15 protein-coding genes and 2 pseudogenes are annotated in these 17,059 nt (G+C 60.3%); 7 read left to right on the forward strand and 10 right to left on the reverse strand.

Translation table 11 applies throughout. The features are described 5' to 3' along the window. Nucleotides 1-76 precede the first annotated feature (76 nt). Nucleotides 77-466, forward strand: a complete 390-nt coding sequence (locus PAB09_RS11605) for a heavy metal-responsive transcriptional regulator (RefSeq protein WP_271033800.1) — start codon at nucleotides 77-79, stop codon at nucleotides 464-466. Nucleotides 467-570: 104 nt separating this feature from the next. On the opposite strand, the gene PAB09_RS11610 is transcribed toward PAB09_RS11605, so the two are convergent. After that, a complete protein-coding gene (locus PAB09_RS11610) occupies nucleotides 571-963 on the reverse strand; it encodes a hypothetical protein (protein ID WP_231839041.1) in 393 nt (130 codons plus the stop codon). A 266-nt stretch (nucleotides 964-1,229) separates the two neighbouring features. Here PAB09_RS11610 and PAB09_RS11615 point away from each other — a divergent pair, with 266 nt between their 5' ends. From PAB09_RS11615 to PAB09_RS11630, 4 genes are all read left to right on the forward strand, one after another. Beyond that, the gene (locus PAB09_RS11615) at nucleotides 1,230-2,177 is read left to right on the forward strand and encodes a helix-turn-helix transcriptional regulator (protein WP_271033801.1); all 948 of its coding nucleotides are present in this window, start codon (nucleotides 1,230-1,232) and stop codon (nucleotides 2,175-2,177) included. Then, on the forward strand, nucleotides 2,174-3,082 hold the full coding sequence (locus PAB09_RS11620; RefSeq protein ID WP_271033802.1) for an aldo/keto reductase: 909 nt from the start codon (nucleotides 2,174-2,176) through the stop codon (nucleotides 3,080-3,082). The genes PAB09_RS11615 and PAB09_RS11620 overlap by 4 nt, the downstream gene beginning before the upstream one ends. Before the next feature lie 383 nt (nucleotides 3,083-3,465). Continuing rightward, a complete protein-coding gene (locus tag PAB09_RS11625) occupies nucleotides 3,466-4,041 on the forward strand; it encodes a recombinase family protein (RefSeq protein ID WP_271033803.1) in 576 nt (191 codons plus the stop codon). Next, nucleotides 4,038-4,331: a hypothetical protein gene (locus PAB09_RS11630; protein ID WP_271033804.1), complete on the forward strand. Its 294-nt coding sequence runs from the start codon at nucleotides 4,038-4,040 to the stop codon at nucleotides 4,329-4,331. Before PAB09_RS11625 ends, PAB09_RS11630 begins: the two co-directional genes overlap by 4 nt. Before the next feature lie 55 nt (nucleotides 4,332-4,386). On the opposite strand, the gene PAB09_RS13385 is transcribed toward PAB09_RS11630, so the two are convergent. The 9 genes and pseudogenes from PAB09_RS13385 to PAB09_RS11675 all read right to left on the reverse strand — a co-directional run bounded on the left by PAB09_RS13385 (nucleotide 4,387) and on the right by PAB09_RS11675 (nucleotide 13,703). Beyond that, a complete protein-coding gene (locus PAB09_RS13385) occupies nucleotides 4,387-4,647 on the reverse strand; it encodes a type IIL restriction-modification enzyme MmeI (RefSeq protein WP_442873757.1) in 261 nt (86 codons plus the stop codon). Nucleotides 4,648-4,695: 48 nt separating this feature from the next. Beyond that, nucleotides 4,696-5,285, reverse strand: a pseudogene (locus PAB09_RS13390) (type IIL restriction-modification enzyme MmeI); the annotation flags it as partial. A gap of 143 nt (nucleotides 5,286-5,428) precedes the next feature. After that, nucleotides 5,429-7,039 (reverse strand): annotated as a pseudogene (locus tag PAB09_RS13245) (CshA/CshB family fibrillar adhesin-related protein). A gap of 444 nt (nucleotides 7,040-7,483) precedes the next feature. Next, on the reverse strand, nucleotides 7,484-8,518 hold the full coding sequence (gene fbaA / locus PAB09_RS11650) for a class II fructose-bisphosphate aldolase (protein ID WP_271033807.1): 1,035 nt from the start codon (nucleotides 8,516-8,518) through the stop codon (nucleotides 7,484-7,486). A 286-nt stretch (nucleotides 8,519-8,804) separates the two neighbouring features. Beyond that, nucleotides 8,805-9,953, reverse strand: coding sequence for a glycoside hydrolase family 76 protein (locus tag PAB09_RS11655; protein WP_271035386.1), 1,149 nt, complete (start codon nucleotides 9,951-9,953; stop codon nucleotides 8,805-8,807). 184 nt (nucleotides 9,954-10,137) lie between these two features. Further along, on the reverse strand, nucleotides 10,138-10,827 hold the full coding sequence (locus PAB09_RS11660) for a TrmH family RNA methyltransferase (RefSeq protein ID WP_271033808.1): 690 nt from the start codon (nucleotides 10,825-10,827) through the stop codon (nucleotides 10,138-10,140). Further along, nucleotides 10,820-11,371: an orotate phosphoribosyltransferase gene (gene pyrE, locus PAB09_RS11665; RefSeq protein ID WP_271033809.1), complete on the reverse strand. Its 552-nt coding sequence runs from the start codon at nucleotides 11,369-11,371 to the stop codon at nucleotides 10,820-10,822. Before pyrE ends, PAB09_RS11660 begins: the two co-directional genes overlap by 8 nt. Before the next feature lie 44 nt (nucleotides 11,372-11,415). Then, nucleotides 11,416-12,843 carry a hypothetical protein gene (locus PAB09_RS11670; protein WP_271033810.1) on the reverse strand — a complete coding sequence of 476 codons (1,428 nt, stop codon included), beginning with the start codon at nucleotides 12,841-12,843 and terminating at the stop codon, nucleotides 11,416-11,418. A 23-nt stretch (nucleotides 12,844-12,866) separates the two neighbouring features. Continuing rightward, nucleotides 12,867-13,703, reverse strand: a complete 837-nt coding sequence (locus tag PAB09_RS11675; protein WP_271033811.1) for a sulfurtransferase — start codon at nucleotides 13,701-13,703, stop codon at nucleotides 12,867-12,869. A gap of 480 nt (nucleotides 13,704-14,183) precedes the next feature. Between PAB09_RS11675 and PAB09_RS11680 the strand changes: the two genes are divergently transcribed. Beyond that, nucleotides 14,184-15,620 carry a cation:dicarboxylate symporter family transporter gene (locus PAB09_RS11680; protein ID WP_271033812.1) on the forward strand — a complete coding sequence of 479 codons (1,437 nt, stop codon included), beginning with the start codon at nucleotides 14,184-14,186 and terminating at the stop codon, nucleotides 15,618-15,620. A 317-nt stretch (nucleotides 15,621-15,937) separates the two neighbouring features. Next, nucleotides 15,938-17,029: an inositol-3-phosphate synthase gene (locus PAB09_RS11685; protein WP_271033813.1), complete on the forward strand. Its 1,092-nt coding sequence runs from the start codon at nucleotides 15,938-15,940 to the stop codon at nucleotides 17,027-17,029. Nucleotides 17,030-17,059 lie beyond the last annotated feature (30 nt).

The following is a 17,059-nucleotide window of genomic DNA, read 5'->3' on the forward strand; positions in this document are numbered from 1 at the left end:
CTTTCTGCTCTGTCTCAGCCATACTGGACCTTCCAGTACAGGGGAAGGTCAAGCGCGGCCACGGAGGGAGACAGCAATGCGGATCGGAGAACTCGCCGAGAGGGCGGGCACTACCGCGAAGACCCTTCGCTTCTACGAGGAACAGGGCCTTCTGCCCCCGACCGAGCGCACGCCGTCCGGATACCGCGACTACGCGCCCGAGACGGTCGCTCGGATCGACTTCGTCCACCGCGGCCAGGCCGCGGGCCTCACCCTCGCCCGGATCCGCCAGATCCTCGACATCCGCGACGGCGGCCATGTGCCCTGCGAGCACGTGCGCGACCTGCTTGACGTGCGCCTCGCTGAGATCGAGCAGCAGATCGCGCAGCTCTCCGTGCTGCGCGACACTATCGCGGACCTCAGACAGGACGCCGCGCACCCGGACCCTGAAACGTGCAGCACCGATCAAGTGTGTAGGTACTTGTAATCCGATTGGGCACACCTCCTTAGCAACCACGCTATGCGAGAGTTGCAGCTCGACGAGAGCAAAGATGGCAGGATTGATCACCAGGATCGATCTTTAAATAAGGACTATTTCTTACCTGGAAGTAACATTTTGGCCGTTGAGGATAATACCTTTGGTGCATTTTGAGCCAAAAAATTCTTGGCCTCTGGATTAATAGTTGCCACCACAGCACTCGCAACCAAAACTGAGCCTATAATAAATGCTTCTTTATTTATCTGCAGTGATTGCAGATTAAATCTTTTGTTGTTGACGTCATGCTCCATAAGCTTGTCGTCAAGGCGTTCTAGCCGATCGAAAGCATCTCGGCGACTTTCTTCTGATGAATTAGGGTCGCTAATAACTTGCGTAAGTATGCTTTTCGTCTTATCAAAACTGTCATAAAGCCTATCTGAGCTGTATTTATTGCTAGATAGGGCCTGTTGGAAAGAATCGGCCATTGCTTGAGACACTTTCACCATAGTGTTATGAGACACGCCCTAAGCCACCGTGGCCTCCGCTGCAATCATCAGGGGATCATCAGGGGATGACGGTGAGTATTCCACCTACCAACAACCGCAGTGAGGGCCTCCAGTGTCCAGGACGCGAGATGTTTTCCTGACCGCGTGTGGGAAGGCTGGTTTTATGAAGTCGTCGGCATTTTTCGCTTGGATGACCTGGGGGTGGCACTTCTTTCCGGTACTGGCAGGCCCTCCTTTCCGGGTGGGCGCTGATCTAGCGTGGAGACATGAATCTGCACAGCGATGCCCGGGAGTTTCTCAAGTCCCGCCGGGACCGCGTCACCCCGCAGGCCGCCGGCCTCCCGTCCTACGGTAGGAACCGTCGCGTACCCGGTCTGCGGCGTGAGGAAGTCGCCCTGCTGGCCGGTGTCAGCGTGGACTATTACACCCGCCTGGAGCGGGGAAACCTCTCCGGGGTCTCCGAGGAGGTACTCGCGGCGGTGGCGGGCGCCCTCCAGCTCGACGAGGCGGAACGCTCCCACCTGTTCGACCTGGCCAAGGCCACCAACTCCCAGAGCCTGCGGCGCAGGAACACCCGCGAGGCTACCCGCGCCCAGGAGAAGGTCCGCCCGGAGGTTCAGCGGATCCTCGATGCGATGGCCGATACGCCGGCGTTCATCCTGACCGGCCGCGGGGACATGCTGACCACCAACCAGCTGGGCAGAGCCCTGTTTGCACCCCTGTACGACAGCCCCGTCTCCCCGGGCACGAGCGGGCAGGCGGAGACGGTAAACATCGCCCGCTTCACTTTCCTCGATCCGGTGGCCCGCGAGTTTTTTCCCCACTGGGAGCACAACGCCGCCGACCTGGCCGCCAGCCTGCGCAGCACGGCCGGGCGCCGCCCTCACGACACGGTCTTCAGCAATCTCATCGGGGAACTGGCCACCCGCAGCCAGGACTTCGCCCAGCTGTGGGCCGACCATAATGTGCGGCTGCACCGGGTGGGGCGGAAAACCCTGCACCACCCGATCGTCGGGGACCTGGAGCTCGACTTTGAGACTCTCATCCTGCCGGCGGACCCAGACCAATCCCTGATCGTCTACTCCGCCGCTCCCGGATCCGATGCCGCGCAGAACCTGCGCCTGCTCGCCAGCTGGACGGTCGCTGGTACTGATAAACCAGGCACTGACAGGGCCTTCCACCCGGCGGACGATGTCCTTAACCTGGAGGAATGACACCTCAGTCAGCACCCTCCCACCCTGTCCCCACCATCGAACTCAACAACGGCGTGTCCATGCCGGCCTTAGGTTTCGGGGTGTTCCAAACCCCTCCCGCGGACACGGTGACGGCCGTGACCACGGCCTTGGGCACCGGTTATCGGCATATCGACACCGCCGCGGCCTATGGCAACGAACGCGAGGTCGGCCAAGCCATCGCCACTTCCGGGTTGTCCCGTCAGGAGGTGTTCATCGAGACCAAGGTCTGGATCACCGACTACGGCTACGATAAGACCCTGCACGCCTTCGATAAGTCCGCCGGCAAACTCGGCGTAGACACCATCGACCTGTTGATCCTCCACCAGGCGCTGCCGGAGGACTTTGAGGCCACGATCGAGGCCTACCGGGCGTTGGAGAGACTGCAGGCCGACGGGCGGGTCCGGGCGATTGGGGTTAGCAATTTCATGGTCCCCCACCTCGACCGTCTCATGGACCGGGCCACGGTTGCCCCGGCGGTCAATCAGCTGGAGATCCACCCCTACTTCCAGCAGCGCGAGGTGCTCGCCCGCAACGCTGAGCTGGGAATTATCAGCCAGGCGTGGTCACCGATCGGGGGCATCACCTTCTACCGGGACAGCGGACATGGCAGCACCCTGGAGGATCCCACCATTGGTGAGATCGCGGCCGATCATGCCAAGACCCCGGCGCAGGTGATGCTGCGCTGGCACCTGCAGCAGGGTCGTCAGGTCATCCCGAAGTCGGTTACGCCCTCGCGTATCAGGGAGAACTTCGCGGTCTTCGATTTCGAGCTCTCATCGGATGAACTGGCCAGCATCGACGCCTTGGACACCGGTGTCCGCGGGGGTCCCGAGCCGGAGCAAGTCACCCTGGCGTCCTTCGGAATCGAGATCCCGGAAGCCTAACGAGTACAAACACCGCCAGTATCTGAACCTCAACAGGGAACCCGGCCATACCTTTAACGTGCGGCCGTGTTCCTTGTTTCTGTGGCGGGTAGGAAACGGGGCACCTTAAACCGAACGGGCATGTGGTCGTGGAGACAACTTCTGACGGTGCAAAAGCGGTGCGGAAACGGCAATGATGACGAGCGGACTGTGCAGGCATTACAGGAGTACGTCGGTCCGAAAAAGAGACGCGACCAGAGCAGCCGGAAAAATGCTTCTTTAGGGTATACCCTATTGAAACAACGGGTATTACATCGAACCAACTGTTCCACAGGGTTCAAGCCTTCATTTTTGATACATTTCTCATTAAAACCATTGACTTAGCGAAACAGAAGGAAAATGTGATGGCCGGACAGATTGTTTCTTACATTCGAGTGTCGTCTGCCGAGCAGAATGTCGCCCGCCAGCGTGAGACCATCGGGCCAGTCGAGCGCGAGTTCGTCGACGAGCTTTCGGCGCGCAGCCGAGCAACGCGCCCTGGACTTGAAGCTTGCGTTGCTTATCTGCGTGACGGGGACGTACTCAAGGTGGCCTCGATTGACCGGCTAGCGCGCTCACTAGTTGATCTTCGTGGATTGATCGACGAGATCACCGGCAAAGGAGCAGCCGTCGAATTCTTGAGCGAGGGACTGACTTTTTCTCCAGGCGTCTCGGACCCCCGGTCTACCCTGCTGTTGGGAGTGCTTGGATCCTTCGCTGAATTCGAGCGGACTATAATCCGTGAGCGCCAGGCCGAGGGTATCGCCCTGGCAAAAAAGGCCGGGAAATACAAGGGCCGACAACGGGTACTCACCCGCGAACAGGCTGACTCAATTCGTGAGCGAGCAAGAGCCGGCGCCAGGCCGACCAAATTAGCAAAGGATTACGGCGTAAGCCGCAGTACCGTTTACCGTGCACTAGCGAGGGAGGAGAACTCATGACTTTCTTGAATATCCTGGGATACCTATTCTGGCTGGGTGCAGCGGGCATCCTCATTACCAAGGTGCGCGAGACCGGCATCATCGCCGGTCTTGTCCGCAGCGTTCTCCCGATTGTTGGTTTGGCAATTTCGCTAGTGGCCATTGGCGCTCTCGGCGGAGTGCTCGCTGGCACAGCTAGCCAATTCGTGGAAGAGCAGGAAGCCCCACCGACCTCAGCGAGGCTGGTGGACTCACCAGGCGAAGGACTAAGTCAGATGCTCTCGGATGCAAACACCGCTGAGGGTCACTGAACCCCAGGAAAATGAATGTGGATATGACATTCGTGGGGTTCCTGCCACCATTTCCTTATGTTCTCCGAGTCATACGAGCATAGTTGGCAAATAGAATATCCTGACGTTGCCGATCCGATGTGAGTTTTCGCGGCGATCCCATTGCTCTATCAACTTCTCGGTCAAGTCCGTCATGAGCCTTAATCAATTCCGGATCCATAGCAAACGGGTTGTACTGATCGGCAAGCGAACGCTCAGGGTGAAGCTCACGCGCGGCCAAGACTTTCTTCCCCGCCTCAATAATACGGTGCCGGATCTCCTCCTCTAGTTCCGGCACCGGGAACGTGTACCAGGTCAACGTCGATGCAAAACGCAGATCTGATTTCAAGCGACCGCCGATAGTTTTCTGCCAAGTGATAAACATCGATGATGAAATAAGTGCAAACTGCAACCCATCTGGGTCGGGAGTCTGAAACGCAAGATTGCTTGTAATAACGTATTCCGCAAACGTGCGGCAGTGAAATAGCGACGGATCCCACTGACCACGCTGGAGATGCAAAGGTAATCGGTATCCATTTTTGCCCGTTGTCGAAATAATGTTGGGTACTGGGCAAATTCACGAGTACTCGCCGCCTTAGAATTAGCGCGGAAATCTCGAACAGCTTGCACTCGCTTTTTCAGAATTCGAGACTTCGTAATATCCGCCGGGTTAGCTCCTTCCAGCCATAGACACCACCGTTTTTCACCATGAAGCAGCTCATGCGCACCGACATAAGGGTGAACATATCTAGCGGTAATAGGGTCAGCCATAACGGCGTCATACTCGTCGGGTTCCACAATCAAGTTCCCTCCGTCGGTAGGCTTAGATCCGTAGGCAGTTTTCTCAATGACCGGCGAGATCGGCTTGGACGCTTTTTCGACGAGAATGTTCGGTCCGTCGACGAGGTAGGCGTTAATCGCTCTGTCTACAGGGATCGCTACCGGGTAAGCGTTTCCATCACGCCGATGGGGCTCATCTCCCCGGAGTCATTGGTCACGCGAAGGCGCAGAAAGCTCTGGGTCAATTGACGATTCACATCGTCTGGCATCTTAAAGGTCAAGGTGGCGTTCTGCTGTCCTCACACCGTAACGGTAGTCGCACCTTCTGTGTCCGCATCGAAATTTCCGTTAGCGTTCCAATCAATCCAGCCAGTAATCTTCGAATTGCCTGAATAGTCACCGCGAACCGGCACTGAGATGCTGTATGTTTCCCCGGGTGCAATCTTTTGGGTGGGCGGGATCGCAAAGCGCGCCTTGGCAAGTTCGGATCCGTCAAGGCCGTTTTCATCGTCGTAGCCATTGGTCCAAGCATTGTCATCGCCGCTCGCATCGGCAGCATGTAGCTGCGCAGGCTCAGAGTCAATGTTGTAATTGGGATTTGAGCTTGCGCCAATGACCGGGTTAACCGACTCGGTGGTCAGGTTGGCCAGAGGTTGGGTCATCACCGTCCACCCATTCCGAATTTTGTCGCCGGTCCACTTTGGTTGGTAGACAGAACCTGCTTTGCCATACGAGTCCGGCGCATCACCAAAATCGGTGCTCACGATGACGCCGAGCGCGACGGCGGTGATGCCACGACCACGCAGAACCACGTTTGCCTTAGTGGAGCCTTTAGCGAAAGTAACGCCCATAGGACCTTGTCCCTTTTCCACAGTGGTGGCGGTGTTCGGATTAAATCCCGAGTAGCACTCCGCTCCAGTGGGAGTCATTTTCAGCGTGCTCCACGACAACGACATTGTCTCGTCGGTTTGACACGTTCCAGTGGTTCTGGTGCCGGTGCGCAGCCTATCAATGAGGTACCAACCATTGTCCCAGCTACTTCACGTTGGGGTCACAGTAATTGACTCTGTCACCCCGTTTCTCACGGTATTCGATTCCGCATCGGCAAACACGAGGCCCTGCAGCGGAACTACCGTGCCAGATGCGAAGTCCTTATCCTTGGCCACAAGGCGAGCCTCACAGGAGTAGTCGAATTAGGTGACAGAAGGGTTGTCGCCTGTCGTAACCAAACGATCCTTGCTGTTGGAAAGGCCAATGATGAGTTGGTTATTAGCGTCAGTACCACCAACATTGTAGAGATCATCCAAACCGTCACCGCCGAAGGTGCCTGGGCGATATGCCTTCAAACCATTGCCCGGCTGCGCCCCATCATTTTGAGTCATCGTCACCGTACAGCGGGTTTGGAGAGATCCGGCCTCGCCGAGGTCGCGGGTCTGGGTCTTCACCATCGATTGGCCCACCGAATCGAGCAAATTGGTATTGGTAACACTATCTGCCCACTGGATCCACTCGATCTCATTTTTGAAACGACCGGATCCGCCGGTGACAAAGCCCGTGGGAGCGGTTGGCGTCGTCGCAGCAAAAGAGGTAGCAGCCATCGACGAAATCGCAGCGGCAGCTTCAAGTGCACCGGTGAGGTCATTCAAAGCGCTGGTGATCGCCGAAGGATCTTTGGCGGCCGCGGTCGTGGCCGGAGCAGCGGTATCGGTTGTGGGGTCGGCGTTGACGACGGAGGCATCGGCGACGCCAGCGGACACGGCATCCGTCGACACAGCGGTATCAGGTGCTTTTGCGGTGGTTGCAACCTGAGCAGATGCTAAGGGGAGCCCAGTAAAGGCAAGGCTAAGAGAGCCACCGAAAGCGAATGCCCTCGCGGCAGTACGGCGACGCGGGCGCCCAGCCTTTTGCATAAAAACAACTTATCTCCTTATGAACTCTTCCACCCGCGCAAGCCCAAGCATCCTGGAAATATTATGCGAATACTTTAGCGATTCTAAGTGGGAGTTCTGCGATTCAAGCAATTCCGCATGGCGTAGCAAATGTGCCGAATTTATAGGTAGTGTACTTAACCACAAAGTCGCCGGGACGCACCACCATTTTTCCGATCGGACACATTCACGCAGCTTACGACTCTAAGAAAACCGCAAAACAAAAGTGTCAGATTCGTCACTTTTCTCCGTTGCGCCCCCCACACAACGGTCCATAAACCTGAGAGGCACTCGCACTTCGTTAATACAGCCGTTAAGTATGCACGCCTTGCACTTATAAAATGTGACCGAACATAGCAAAAAGGGGCAGCTACCACGCGGGTAGCTGCCCCTTTCGTGCGCGCTAGGTCACAGCCGCCGAGGGTCTTACTTCGAGGTGGTCTTGCCCACGGAGTGCAGGTCCTGGCACGCCTCAACAACGCGCTCAGACATGCCCTGCTCAGCCTTCTTCATGTAGGAGCGTGGGTCATAGGCCTTCTTGTTGCCGACCTCGCCGTCGATCTTGAACACGCCGTCGTAATTTTCGAACATGTGGCGAGCAACCGGGTTGGTGAAGGCATACTGGGTGTCGGTGTCCACGTTCATCTTGATGACGCCGTAGGTCAAAGCCTCCTCGATCTTCTCCTTCTCGGAGCCGGAGCCACCGTGGAAGACGAAGTCGAATGGCAGTGCGGAGTCATCCAGACCCAGCTTGGCGCGGGCGGCCTTCTGGCCCTCGAGCAGGACCTCCGGGCGCAGCTTGACGTTGCCCGGCTTGTACACGCCGTGGACGTTACCGAAGGTGGCGGCCAGCAGGTAGCGGCCCTTCTCACCGGTACCGATGGCGTCGATGGTCTTCTCGAAGTCCTCCACGGAGGTGTAAAGGTTAGCGCCGGCCTTAGCCTGAACGCCGTCCTCTTCGCCGCCGACGACGCCGATCTCAACCTCGAGGATGATGTTGGCCTTGTGGGCCTTCTCCAGCAGCTCCTGGGCGATGACGAGGTTCTCGTCGATCGGGATGGCGGAGCCGTCCCACATGTGGGACTGGAACAGCGGCAGCTCGCCGCGGTCCACGCGCTCCTGGGAGATGGCGATCAGCGGGCGGACGTACTCGTCGAGGACTTCCTTCTGGCAGTGGTCAGTGTGCAAAGCAACGTTGATGCCATAGTTCTTAGCGGCCTCGTGAGCGAAGGCAGCCAGTGCCAAAGCGCCCTTGACCTTGTTCTTCACAGCCAGGCCGGAGCCGAACTCGGCACCACCGGTGGAGAACTGGATGATGCCGTCAGACTCTGCCTCAGCAAAGCCCTTCAGTGCTGCGTTGATGGTTTCAGAGGAGGTGCAGTTGATGGCCGGGAAGGCGAAGCCGCCCTCCTTGGCGCGATCGAGCATCTCGTTGTAGACCTCAGGGGTTGCGATAGGCATTAATTTTCCTCCAGTGATTGTGTGAAACAGCCGGATCGGGATGTGCAAAATGTCCGAAGAATGTGGGCATTCTTCGTGACCTAGTTCCCAATTATGCCAGCATTATGACGACTTCGCTTCTCGTCGGGCGAGATAAAAACCACATATTCGGACATATTCCCACTCAAAGCGACGCGACAGTTGCGAAAATTCGAACAACACCGCAGGCCAGAACACCTAAGCGGCGTTCGCCACCCCTCACGCATCCCCATCGCGTGAGACCGGCCACTTTTGCGCGCAGCTAGACTCAGGCGCGCTTGCCCTCGTCGTTGGCCATCGAAATCCGCGCAGCCGCCTCCAGCAGCATCCACCCGGAAAGTTGCACGGACAGATCGCGCTCATCGATGCGCACGACACGCACGATGTCAGACAAGCCGTTAGCGCCGATGCCAAAGTTGTGCGGCAGGCGGGCGTCCTCGGTCCAGTCGGTAGCAAACACCGGCAGGCCATCAACCTCAAGCCGGTGATTCCACACGCTCTCGGCCGAGGCCATCACCAGCCGGGCGGCGATCTTTTTGGCCGACTTGTTGGCCGGGTTATCGTCGGGAAGCCTCACTGCGGCGTCGGCGAGGTAACGGGCAAGGATGCCCTTGAACAGACCACCGTCACCGTCGCCGGTGGCGACATCGATCACGCCCTCCGGGGTTGCCATCTCCTTGGCCACGGCGTGGATGAGCGCCCGCGCATGCGCCAGATAGGTCACGGCCTCCTCGCTGCGTTCTTGCTCGCGCAGGGCCAAGGCGATCTCCACGCAGGCGCCGATGACCACGCCCTGGTTGTAGGGGTATGTCTGGCGCACCAGCTCCGGACCGTGCATGGACATGCGGATGCCGTCCATGATGAGCCCCTCATCGTTGACGAGGTTGTCAAAGATCCAATCCACCAGGAAGCGGGCCTTATCCAAGCGCCCGGTACGCGCGGCCATGATGGCCACGGGACCGTTGGTGGGCACGTTGAAGAAGGTCTCCCCGATCCGCCACGGCAGCACACCCGTGATGGAATCAACGCCGGCGAGGATGTTGTCTTCCAGGCCGCGCAGGAATTTCTTCCGTCCGCGCCCGGTGACCGCGCGGGCACGATCCAGCGCCAGCGCGAGCCACGTCTTATCGTCGTAATACAGGTTGCGCGTCAGGCGGCCGAATTGGCGTACGCGGATGCCGTTCACGGTCTCGCGCACGCGCTGCTTGCGGGCCTTGGTGGGACGGCGCACGGTGGCATCAACAAGGCAATCGAGGTAGTGGGCCTGCCACCAATAGTGCCAGCGGTAAAACAGCTTTTCCTTGGAATGCGGCGGCCATGCCACCACCGCGAGATTTGTCCTTGGAAGGCCCCACAGGTGGGAGGCATGTCGCTCGTTGATCGCTGCCTCGGCAAGATCGGCGCGATGGAGCCACATTTCGTTCACTAGGTCACCAAGCCCAAAGATAAGTTCTAAAAAGGTGCGAAGCGGCATGCGCCGCCAGCGTTTTATAAAAATACTATAAAGAAAAGCAGGCTGTCCGTTACACAGGGCAGTCCCGTGCCGCTCGCACCGTGTGCTTGCCGACGTTCACAGGTGCCACCGTGCACCGCGCCCGAACCTACCAGGCCTTATTCAGGTCGGCGTGTTGCCGGATCCAGGCGTGCATGGCGATGCCCGCGGCCACGCCGGCGTTGATGGAGCGAGTCGAGCCGAACTGGGCAATGGAACAGGTCATCACCGCGCTGGCCTGGGCGTCGTCGGTAATGCCCGGGCCTTCTTGACCAAACAGCAACAGGCAGCGCTTCGGCAGCGTCGCGGTCTCCAGCGGCACGCAGCCTGGGGTGTTATCGATCGCAACGATCGTCAGTTCCTGGGCGCGCGCCCACTCCACCAGGGCAGCGGTATCCGGGTGATGCACAAGGTGCTGGTAGCGATCGGTGACCATCGCTCCCCTGCGGTTCCAGCGCCGCCTACCCACGATGTGTACGGTGTCCACCGCAAAGGCGTTGGCCGTGCGCACGACGGTGCCGATGTTGGCATCGTTTTCGAAGTTCTCGATGGCGATGTGCAGCTCGTGCCGGCGGGTATCGATGTCGGCGATGATGGCTTCCCGACGCCAGTAGCGGTAGGCATCGACCACGTTTCGGCGATCGCCTTCCGCAAGCAGCACCGGATCAAAACGCTCGTCGACAGGCAGGGGCGCGCCCGGATGCTCAACCTCCCAGGGGCCTACGCCGTGGCGCCCCTCACCCCACTCCGTGGGGCCGGGGGCGCAGGCAGCATCGTCGTCCGGCACCTGATCAGGCAAGGCCCAGATCCTCAAGACCCAGCAGGAAGCGGTACTCCAATCCGGCGTCGGCGATGACCTTCTCGGCGCCGGTGGCGCGGTCGACGACGGTGGCCACGGCCACCACCTGCGCGCCCGCCTCGCGAAGTGCGGCCACGGCGGTCAGCGGGGAGTTTCCGGTAGTGGTGGTGTCCTCAACGACGAGAACCTTCTTGCCCACGATATCCGGCCCCTCGATGCGGCGCTGCATACCGTGCTTCTTGGCCTCCTTGCGCACGACGAAGGCGTCGATGGCGCGACCGTCGGCATGCATGACGGCGGTGGCAACCGGATCGGCGCCTAGGGTAAGGCCACCGACGGCAACAAAATCAAGATCCGCGGTCAGCTCGCGCAGAAGCTGGCCAATGAGGCGGGAGGCCCGGTGATGCAAGGTGGCGCGGCGTAGGTCGACGTAGTAGTCGGCCTCCTTCCCCGAAGACAAGGTCACCTTGCCGTGTACCACGGCCAGTTCCTTGACGAGCTCCGCAAGCTCTGCCTTTTTAGCCTGATCAATCGAAACGCCCACGCTGTGGCTTCCTTCCCTTATAGCTGGTGATGTGCACATTAAGTCTACTCGGCCGGATCAGCCGGGCCATCGTCGAAAATAGAGGAGCGGCCATCGAGGTCGCGCACGATCCTGGTTCCCTGGAAGCTCGTGGACGCCGGCTGTTCCCCGCCGGCGATGGCCTCCACGGGCTGCGCGCCGATGGAGCGCGGCTCCACGACCCCGTGGCTTTCCCCCTGGGCGCGCGTCGGCAGCGGGATGGGCTCCTCCTGGCGGGCGATCTGGGGCATGTCCGGCAGGTCCTCGTCCGCCTCGTCCTCGAAGTAGGACGGCGGCACCGGCATGGGGCGGGAGGGATCGCAATCGCTAAAGTCCACAGCCTGCGTGGCCCCCATCCGCGGCGGCAACACCCGTGCCGCGATGGCGATGACGGCCAACAGGCCGGTCATGTGATCCCAATCCTGGTGGGTGGATCCCTTCGCCGTCTGGGCCAGCACCCAGTCCGACTCCATCCACACCGCGGTCACGGTGTCGGGCATATTCTCCAACGCCTGACGGAAGCGCTCATCCATCATGCGTTCTGCGGCGCCCTGATCATTACTCAGGATCTGGAAGTCGGCGACGGAGGTGACGGGAATCAGATCATCGGACTCCGCGGACTCCTCCAGCCGCGCCCGGCGCGCGTCGAGCACCACGTCGGAGGCCTGCGGGCGACGCAGAGCCATGACGGTGATCCCACCCAACTCGGCCAGGTGCATCTCATGGCCGTTGACGATGCCACTGACAACATCCCTCGCGGCCGCGCCCGTCGAGGCGGCCCCGCGCGACCATTCGTCGGTGAGGAAGTTGTCGGTGCGCTGATAGTCGAACCCGCGTTCGTGCGCCCAGGAGCGTTTCTCGCGACGGGTCGCCCCCGGCAGCACGGACAACGGCGACTTGGCCTGGGTAGGTTCTGCCTCTTCGACCTCGAAGAAGACGGTGCCCGGCTCCGGCCTCGGCGGGGTCAGATCCTCACCCTCGTAGAACTCCTCGGCGCCCTCCGGCTCGTCTTCCTGCTCGGCGCGATCCTCGGCCTGCACCTCGGGCAGCTCGACGAGCTCGACCGCCTCCGGGGTCACGGGCTTTTCTTCCGGCAGGATCACCTCGTCCCCGCCGTTGCTTAACGACGCCCAGTGGCCGCTGGCCACATCGAAAACGCGGCTCTCATAGTTCTCATCGAGCCCCGGCGGGAGGTCGAAGCCTTGGTCCGTCGAGCCAACCACCTCGGCTTCGGGCTCGTCATCACTGTATGGCTCGGCAGGCTCGACCTCTGCCGCGGATTCTGGAGCACCTGCGGTTTCTGTGGATTCTTGAGCCTTTTGCACCTGACCCACCGGAGCCTGCGCCTGCGCAGGCTCAAGCTCCGTGTCGGTGGCGCGACGGCGTTGCGAGGAATCGAGGAACCACAGGGCAACGCCCGCGGCGCCGATGAGGGCGGCCAAGAAAAACAGCATGCCAATTAGAGTAGTCGGTGCTACTACTCCCCGCGTTCCACAGGGTTGGCAGGATTGGCGCACCACTGGGACCATCCGCCGATATAGTGGCGCGGAGTACCTAGCCCTGCGATATTCATTGCGGCGATGACCTGCGCAGAATGGTTGCCAGAACCGGAATAGATGATGGTGTCTGCCACTACCTCCGGGGTTACTCCCTTCGAGGCGAAGAGTTCCTTGAGCTCTGCTGCCGGGCGGAAGCGGTAGTCCGGGGTCAGCACCGCGCGGGTGGGGATGTTGATAGCACCCGGGATGTGGCCGGCCTTTAGATCCAGGTATTCCTTGCGGCCGGCGAAGCGGCTGGCCTCGCGGGCGTCGATGAGCAGGCCGGTGTGCGCCTTGACCTCATCGATGGTGGCGGTGGGCAGGGATCCCAGCTGGGGTGCCAGATCCCCCATCGAGGCGAAGTTGCCGGGCCCGCCCAGCGTTTCATAGCCGGAGGCCTCCCAGTGTGCTTGGCCGCCGTCCAAGATCACCACGTCCTCGATGCCGGCCCAGCGAAGGATCCACCAGGCTCGCGCCGCGTACAGACCGCGGTAGTTGTCATAGACCACCACCTGACGCCCGCTCTCCAAGCCCCACTTCTTAAACCAGCGGCTGAGGTTGTCGCGGGTGGGCAAGGGGTTGCGGCCAGAGGACGAGGAGGGCACGCCCGCCAGCGCGAGCGCGGTATCACAAAACAGCGAGGTGGAGATGTGTTCGGAGTTGTACTGGTAGTAGCCGTCGTTGCCATCTTGGTACCACAAGCAAGCAAGGATGGTCTGCTTGTGGCCGGAGTTGATCCGCTGGGCCAACTCATCTGCAGTGATAGTGATGTTCATGCAGCCCAGTCTAAGGGTTTGCATTGTTTTTCGCCCGCCAAGACACTTCCATGCCTTGGCCCTTGCACTCTCCATCGTGGTTGAGGTCATACGTGAGGCCGTGGACTGCCCACAATGCGACCCGACCAACCCCATCTAGGCCACTTTCGGCACCCAATACGAAGTTTCCACCCCCAACATATGCGCACGACGGGACTGTTACCCCCTCTTTCAGGGGTGCCATTATCGTTTAAGCTTCATATCTGCTGCATTCATTAACGAGGTCTTTTACGATTTAGCGGGTGATTAACCACATCCGTGGCAAAAATCTCAGTTTCGGTGGGACCACAAGGATTTTCCACCTACACCCTCCACCCATTACCCTTTGGCTTCGTATTGCCTACGCCTCATTTTCGGTGCCGTATGACACGGCCGACGGCAGCCCCCGACCGTAGGCGTCGGAAAGCAAAAACCATGACAACCTACAAATAAGGACGCACGATGGCCCACCAGCCACACACCGCGGACATGCTCAGCGCCTCACCGCAGGTCCCGGAACCGAAAAAGCCACGCAAAGACCGCACGCACTGGCTCTACATCGGCGTGATCATCGCCGTTATCGCGGGCATCCTCTTCGGCCTCATCGCACCCGAGGCCGCCAGCGAATTCAAGATCCTCGGCACCATGTTCGTCAGCCTGGTCAAGATGATGATCTCCCCGATCATCTTCTGCACGATCGTGCTCGGCATTGGCTCCGTGCGCGCCGCGGCCTCCGTCGGCAAGGCAGGCGGCCTGGCGCTGGCCTACTTCATCACCATGTCCACCCTCGCCCTGGCCATCGGCCTCGTGGTCGGCAACCTCATCAAGCCAGGCTCCGGGCTCAACATCGAAGCCACCAAGGACGCCGGCGCCCAGTTCGCCTCCCAGGCCGAGCACGGCGGCGGCACCGCGGCCTTTATTCAATCCATCATCCCGGACACCGTCTTCTCCGCCTTCACCTCCGGCTCAGTACTCCAGACGCTTTTCATCGCGCTACTTGCAGGCTTTGCCGTCCAATCGATGGGCAAGAGCGGTGAGCCCATTCTCGTCGCCGTCGGCTACCTGCAAAAACTCATGTTCAAAATCCTGAACATGATCTTGTGGATCGCCCCCATCGGCGCCTTCGGCGCGATCGCCGGCGTGGTCGGCGCAACCGGCATCGACGCCGTGATCCAACTCGGCGTGCTCATGCTCGCCTTCTATATCACCTGCATCATCTTCATCTTCGGCATCCTCGGCGCCATCTTGAAGGTGTTTACCGGCGTCAACATCTTCAAGCTCACCAAGTACCTCGGGCGCGAATTCCTGCTCATCGTGGCCACCTCCTCCTCCGAATCGGCGCTGCCGAACCTCATGCGCAAGATGGAGCACTTAGGCGTCGAGCGCCCCACTGTCGGCATCGTGGTCCCCACCGGCTACTCCTTCAACCTCGACGGCACCGCCATCTACCTGACCATGTCGGCCATCTTCATCTCCGACGCCATGCACATGCCGCTCTCGCTTGGCGAGCAGGTCGGCCTGCTGCTGTTTATGATCATCGCCTCCAAGGGTGCCGCCGGCGTCTCCGGCGCAGGCATCGCGACGCTGGCCGCCGGCCTCCAGGCGCACCGCCCCGAGCTTCTCGACGGCGTCGGCGTCATCGTGGGCATCGACCGCTTCATGTCCGAGGCCCGCGCGCTGACCAACTTCGCGGGCAACGCCGTGGCCACCATCCTCGTTGGATCGTGGACCAAGACCATCGACATGTCGCGCGTCAAGGACGTCCTCGACGGCACGATCCCCTACGTTGCCACCGACGAGGACTCCGACGTGGACCTGCACAACCCCACCGTGTCCAACCCCGCCACCAATTCGCTGCAGCCGACGCCGCAGGTGAACTTAGAGGCTTTCAAACACTAATCCGTCCCGCGCGGTAGGCCAGTTCAATCGAACTGGCCTTTTATTTTTGCAGTCTCAGCTCACGGTGTGCACGTTCTCCGCGACGGCTAAGCAACACTTGCATCGATCCATGCTTAACCATTCAGAGCCAATGTGTCCAAGGTCACACTATTTGATAAACAGCGAGGACATTTCGATTCCGAAAACGTGTCAGCCCACCATCTGAATCGATTGAAGCTCGCGCGGGTGTTTTAGCAGGCAAGCTTAACTGTCCTACCCTTGGCCAACAGTGGCCCTCGAGGCCAAAAACTATTGCCTTATTGCAAGGAGCAAAACACATGGGAGCCAAGAAGGTTCGCGTCGCCATCGTCGGCGTGGGCAACTGTGCCACCTCGCTCATTCAGGGCGTTGAATACTACCGCAACACCCCTGAGACTGAGAAAGTCCCAGGCCTCATGCACGTCAAATTCGGTGACTACCACGTCAGCGACGTGGAATTCGTCGCCGCCTTCGACGTCGACGCCGACAAGGTAGGCAAAGATCTTTCCGACGCCACCCGCGCGTCCATGAACTGCACCATCCAGATCTGCGAGGTCCCGCCACTGGGCGTGACCGTCCAGCGCGGCCCCACCCTCGACGGCCTGGGCACCCACTACCTGGCCACCATCGAAGAATCCGACGCGCAGCCAGTCGACGTGGCCCAGGCGCTGCGCGATGCCCAGGTGGACGTGGTGGTCTCCTACCTGCCCGTCGGCTCCGAGGAAGCCGACAAGTTCTACGCCCAGGCAGCCATCAACGCCGGCTGCGCCTTCGTCAACGCCCTGCCGGTGTTTATCGCTTCCGACCCCGAGTGGGCACAGAAGTTCATCGACGCTGGCCTGCCGATCATCGGCGACGACATTAAGAGCCAGGTCGGCGCCACCATCACCCACCGCGTACTGGCCAAGCTCTTCGAGGACCGCGGCGTGCGCCTGGAGCGCACCATGCAGCTCAACGTCGGCGGCAACATGGACTTCAAGAACATGCTCGACCGCGACCGCCTGGAATCCAAGAAGATCTCCAAGACGCAGGCCGTGACCTCCAACCTCAAGGAAGGCCCGCTGGCCGGCAAGGTCCACGACCGCAACGTCCACATCGGCCCCTCCGACTACGTCGAGTGGCTCGACGACCGCAAGTGGGCCTACGTGCGCCTGGAGGGCAAGGCCTTCGGCGACGTCCCGCTCAATCTCGAGTACAAGCTCGAAGTCTGGGATAGCCCCAACTCCGCGGGCATCATTATCGACGCCGTCCGCGCGGCCAAGATCGCGCTCGACCGCGGCCTGGCCGGCCCCGTCAACCCGGCGGCCTCCTACCTGATGAAGTCCCCGCCCATCCAGCTCGGCGACGAGGAAGCTCGCGCCCAGCTGGAGGCCTTCATCGCCGAGGGCTAAATTTGGGCATGCCAAAGGGACCGACCTGTG

Origin of the sequence: Corynebacterium sp. SCR221107, assembly GCF_027886475.1 — a bacterium.
Lineage (GTDB): Bacteria > Actinomycetota > Actinomycetes > Mycobacteriales > Mycobacteriaceae > Corynebacterium.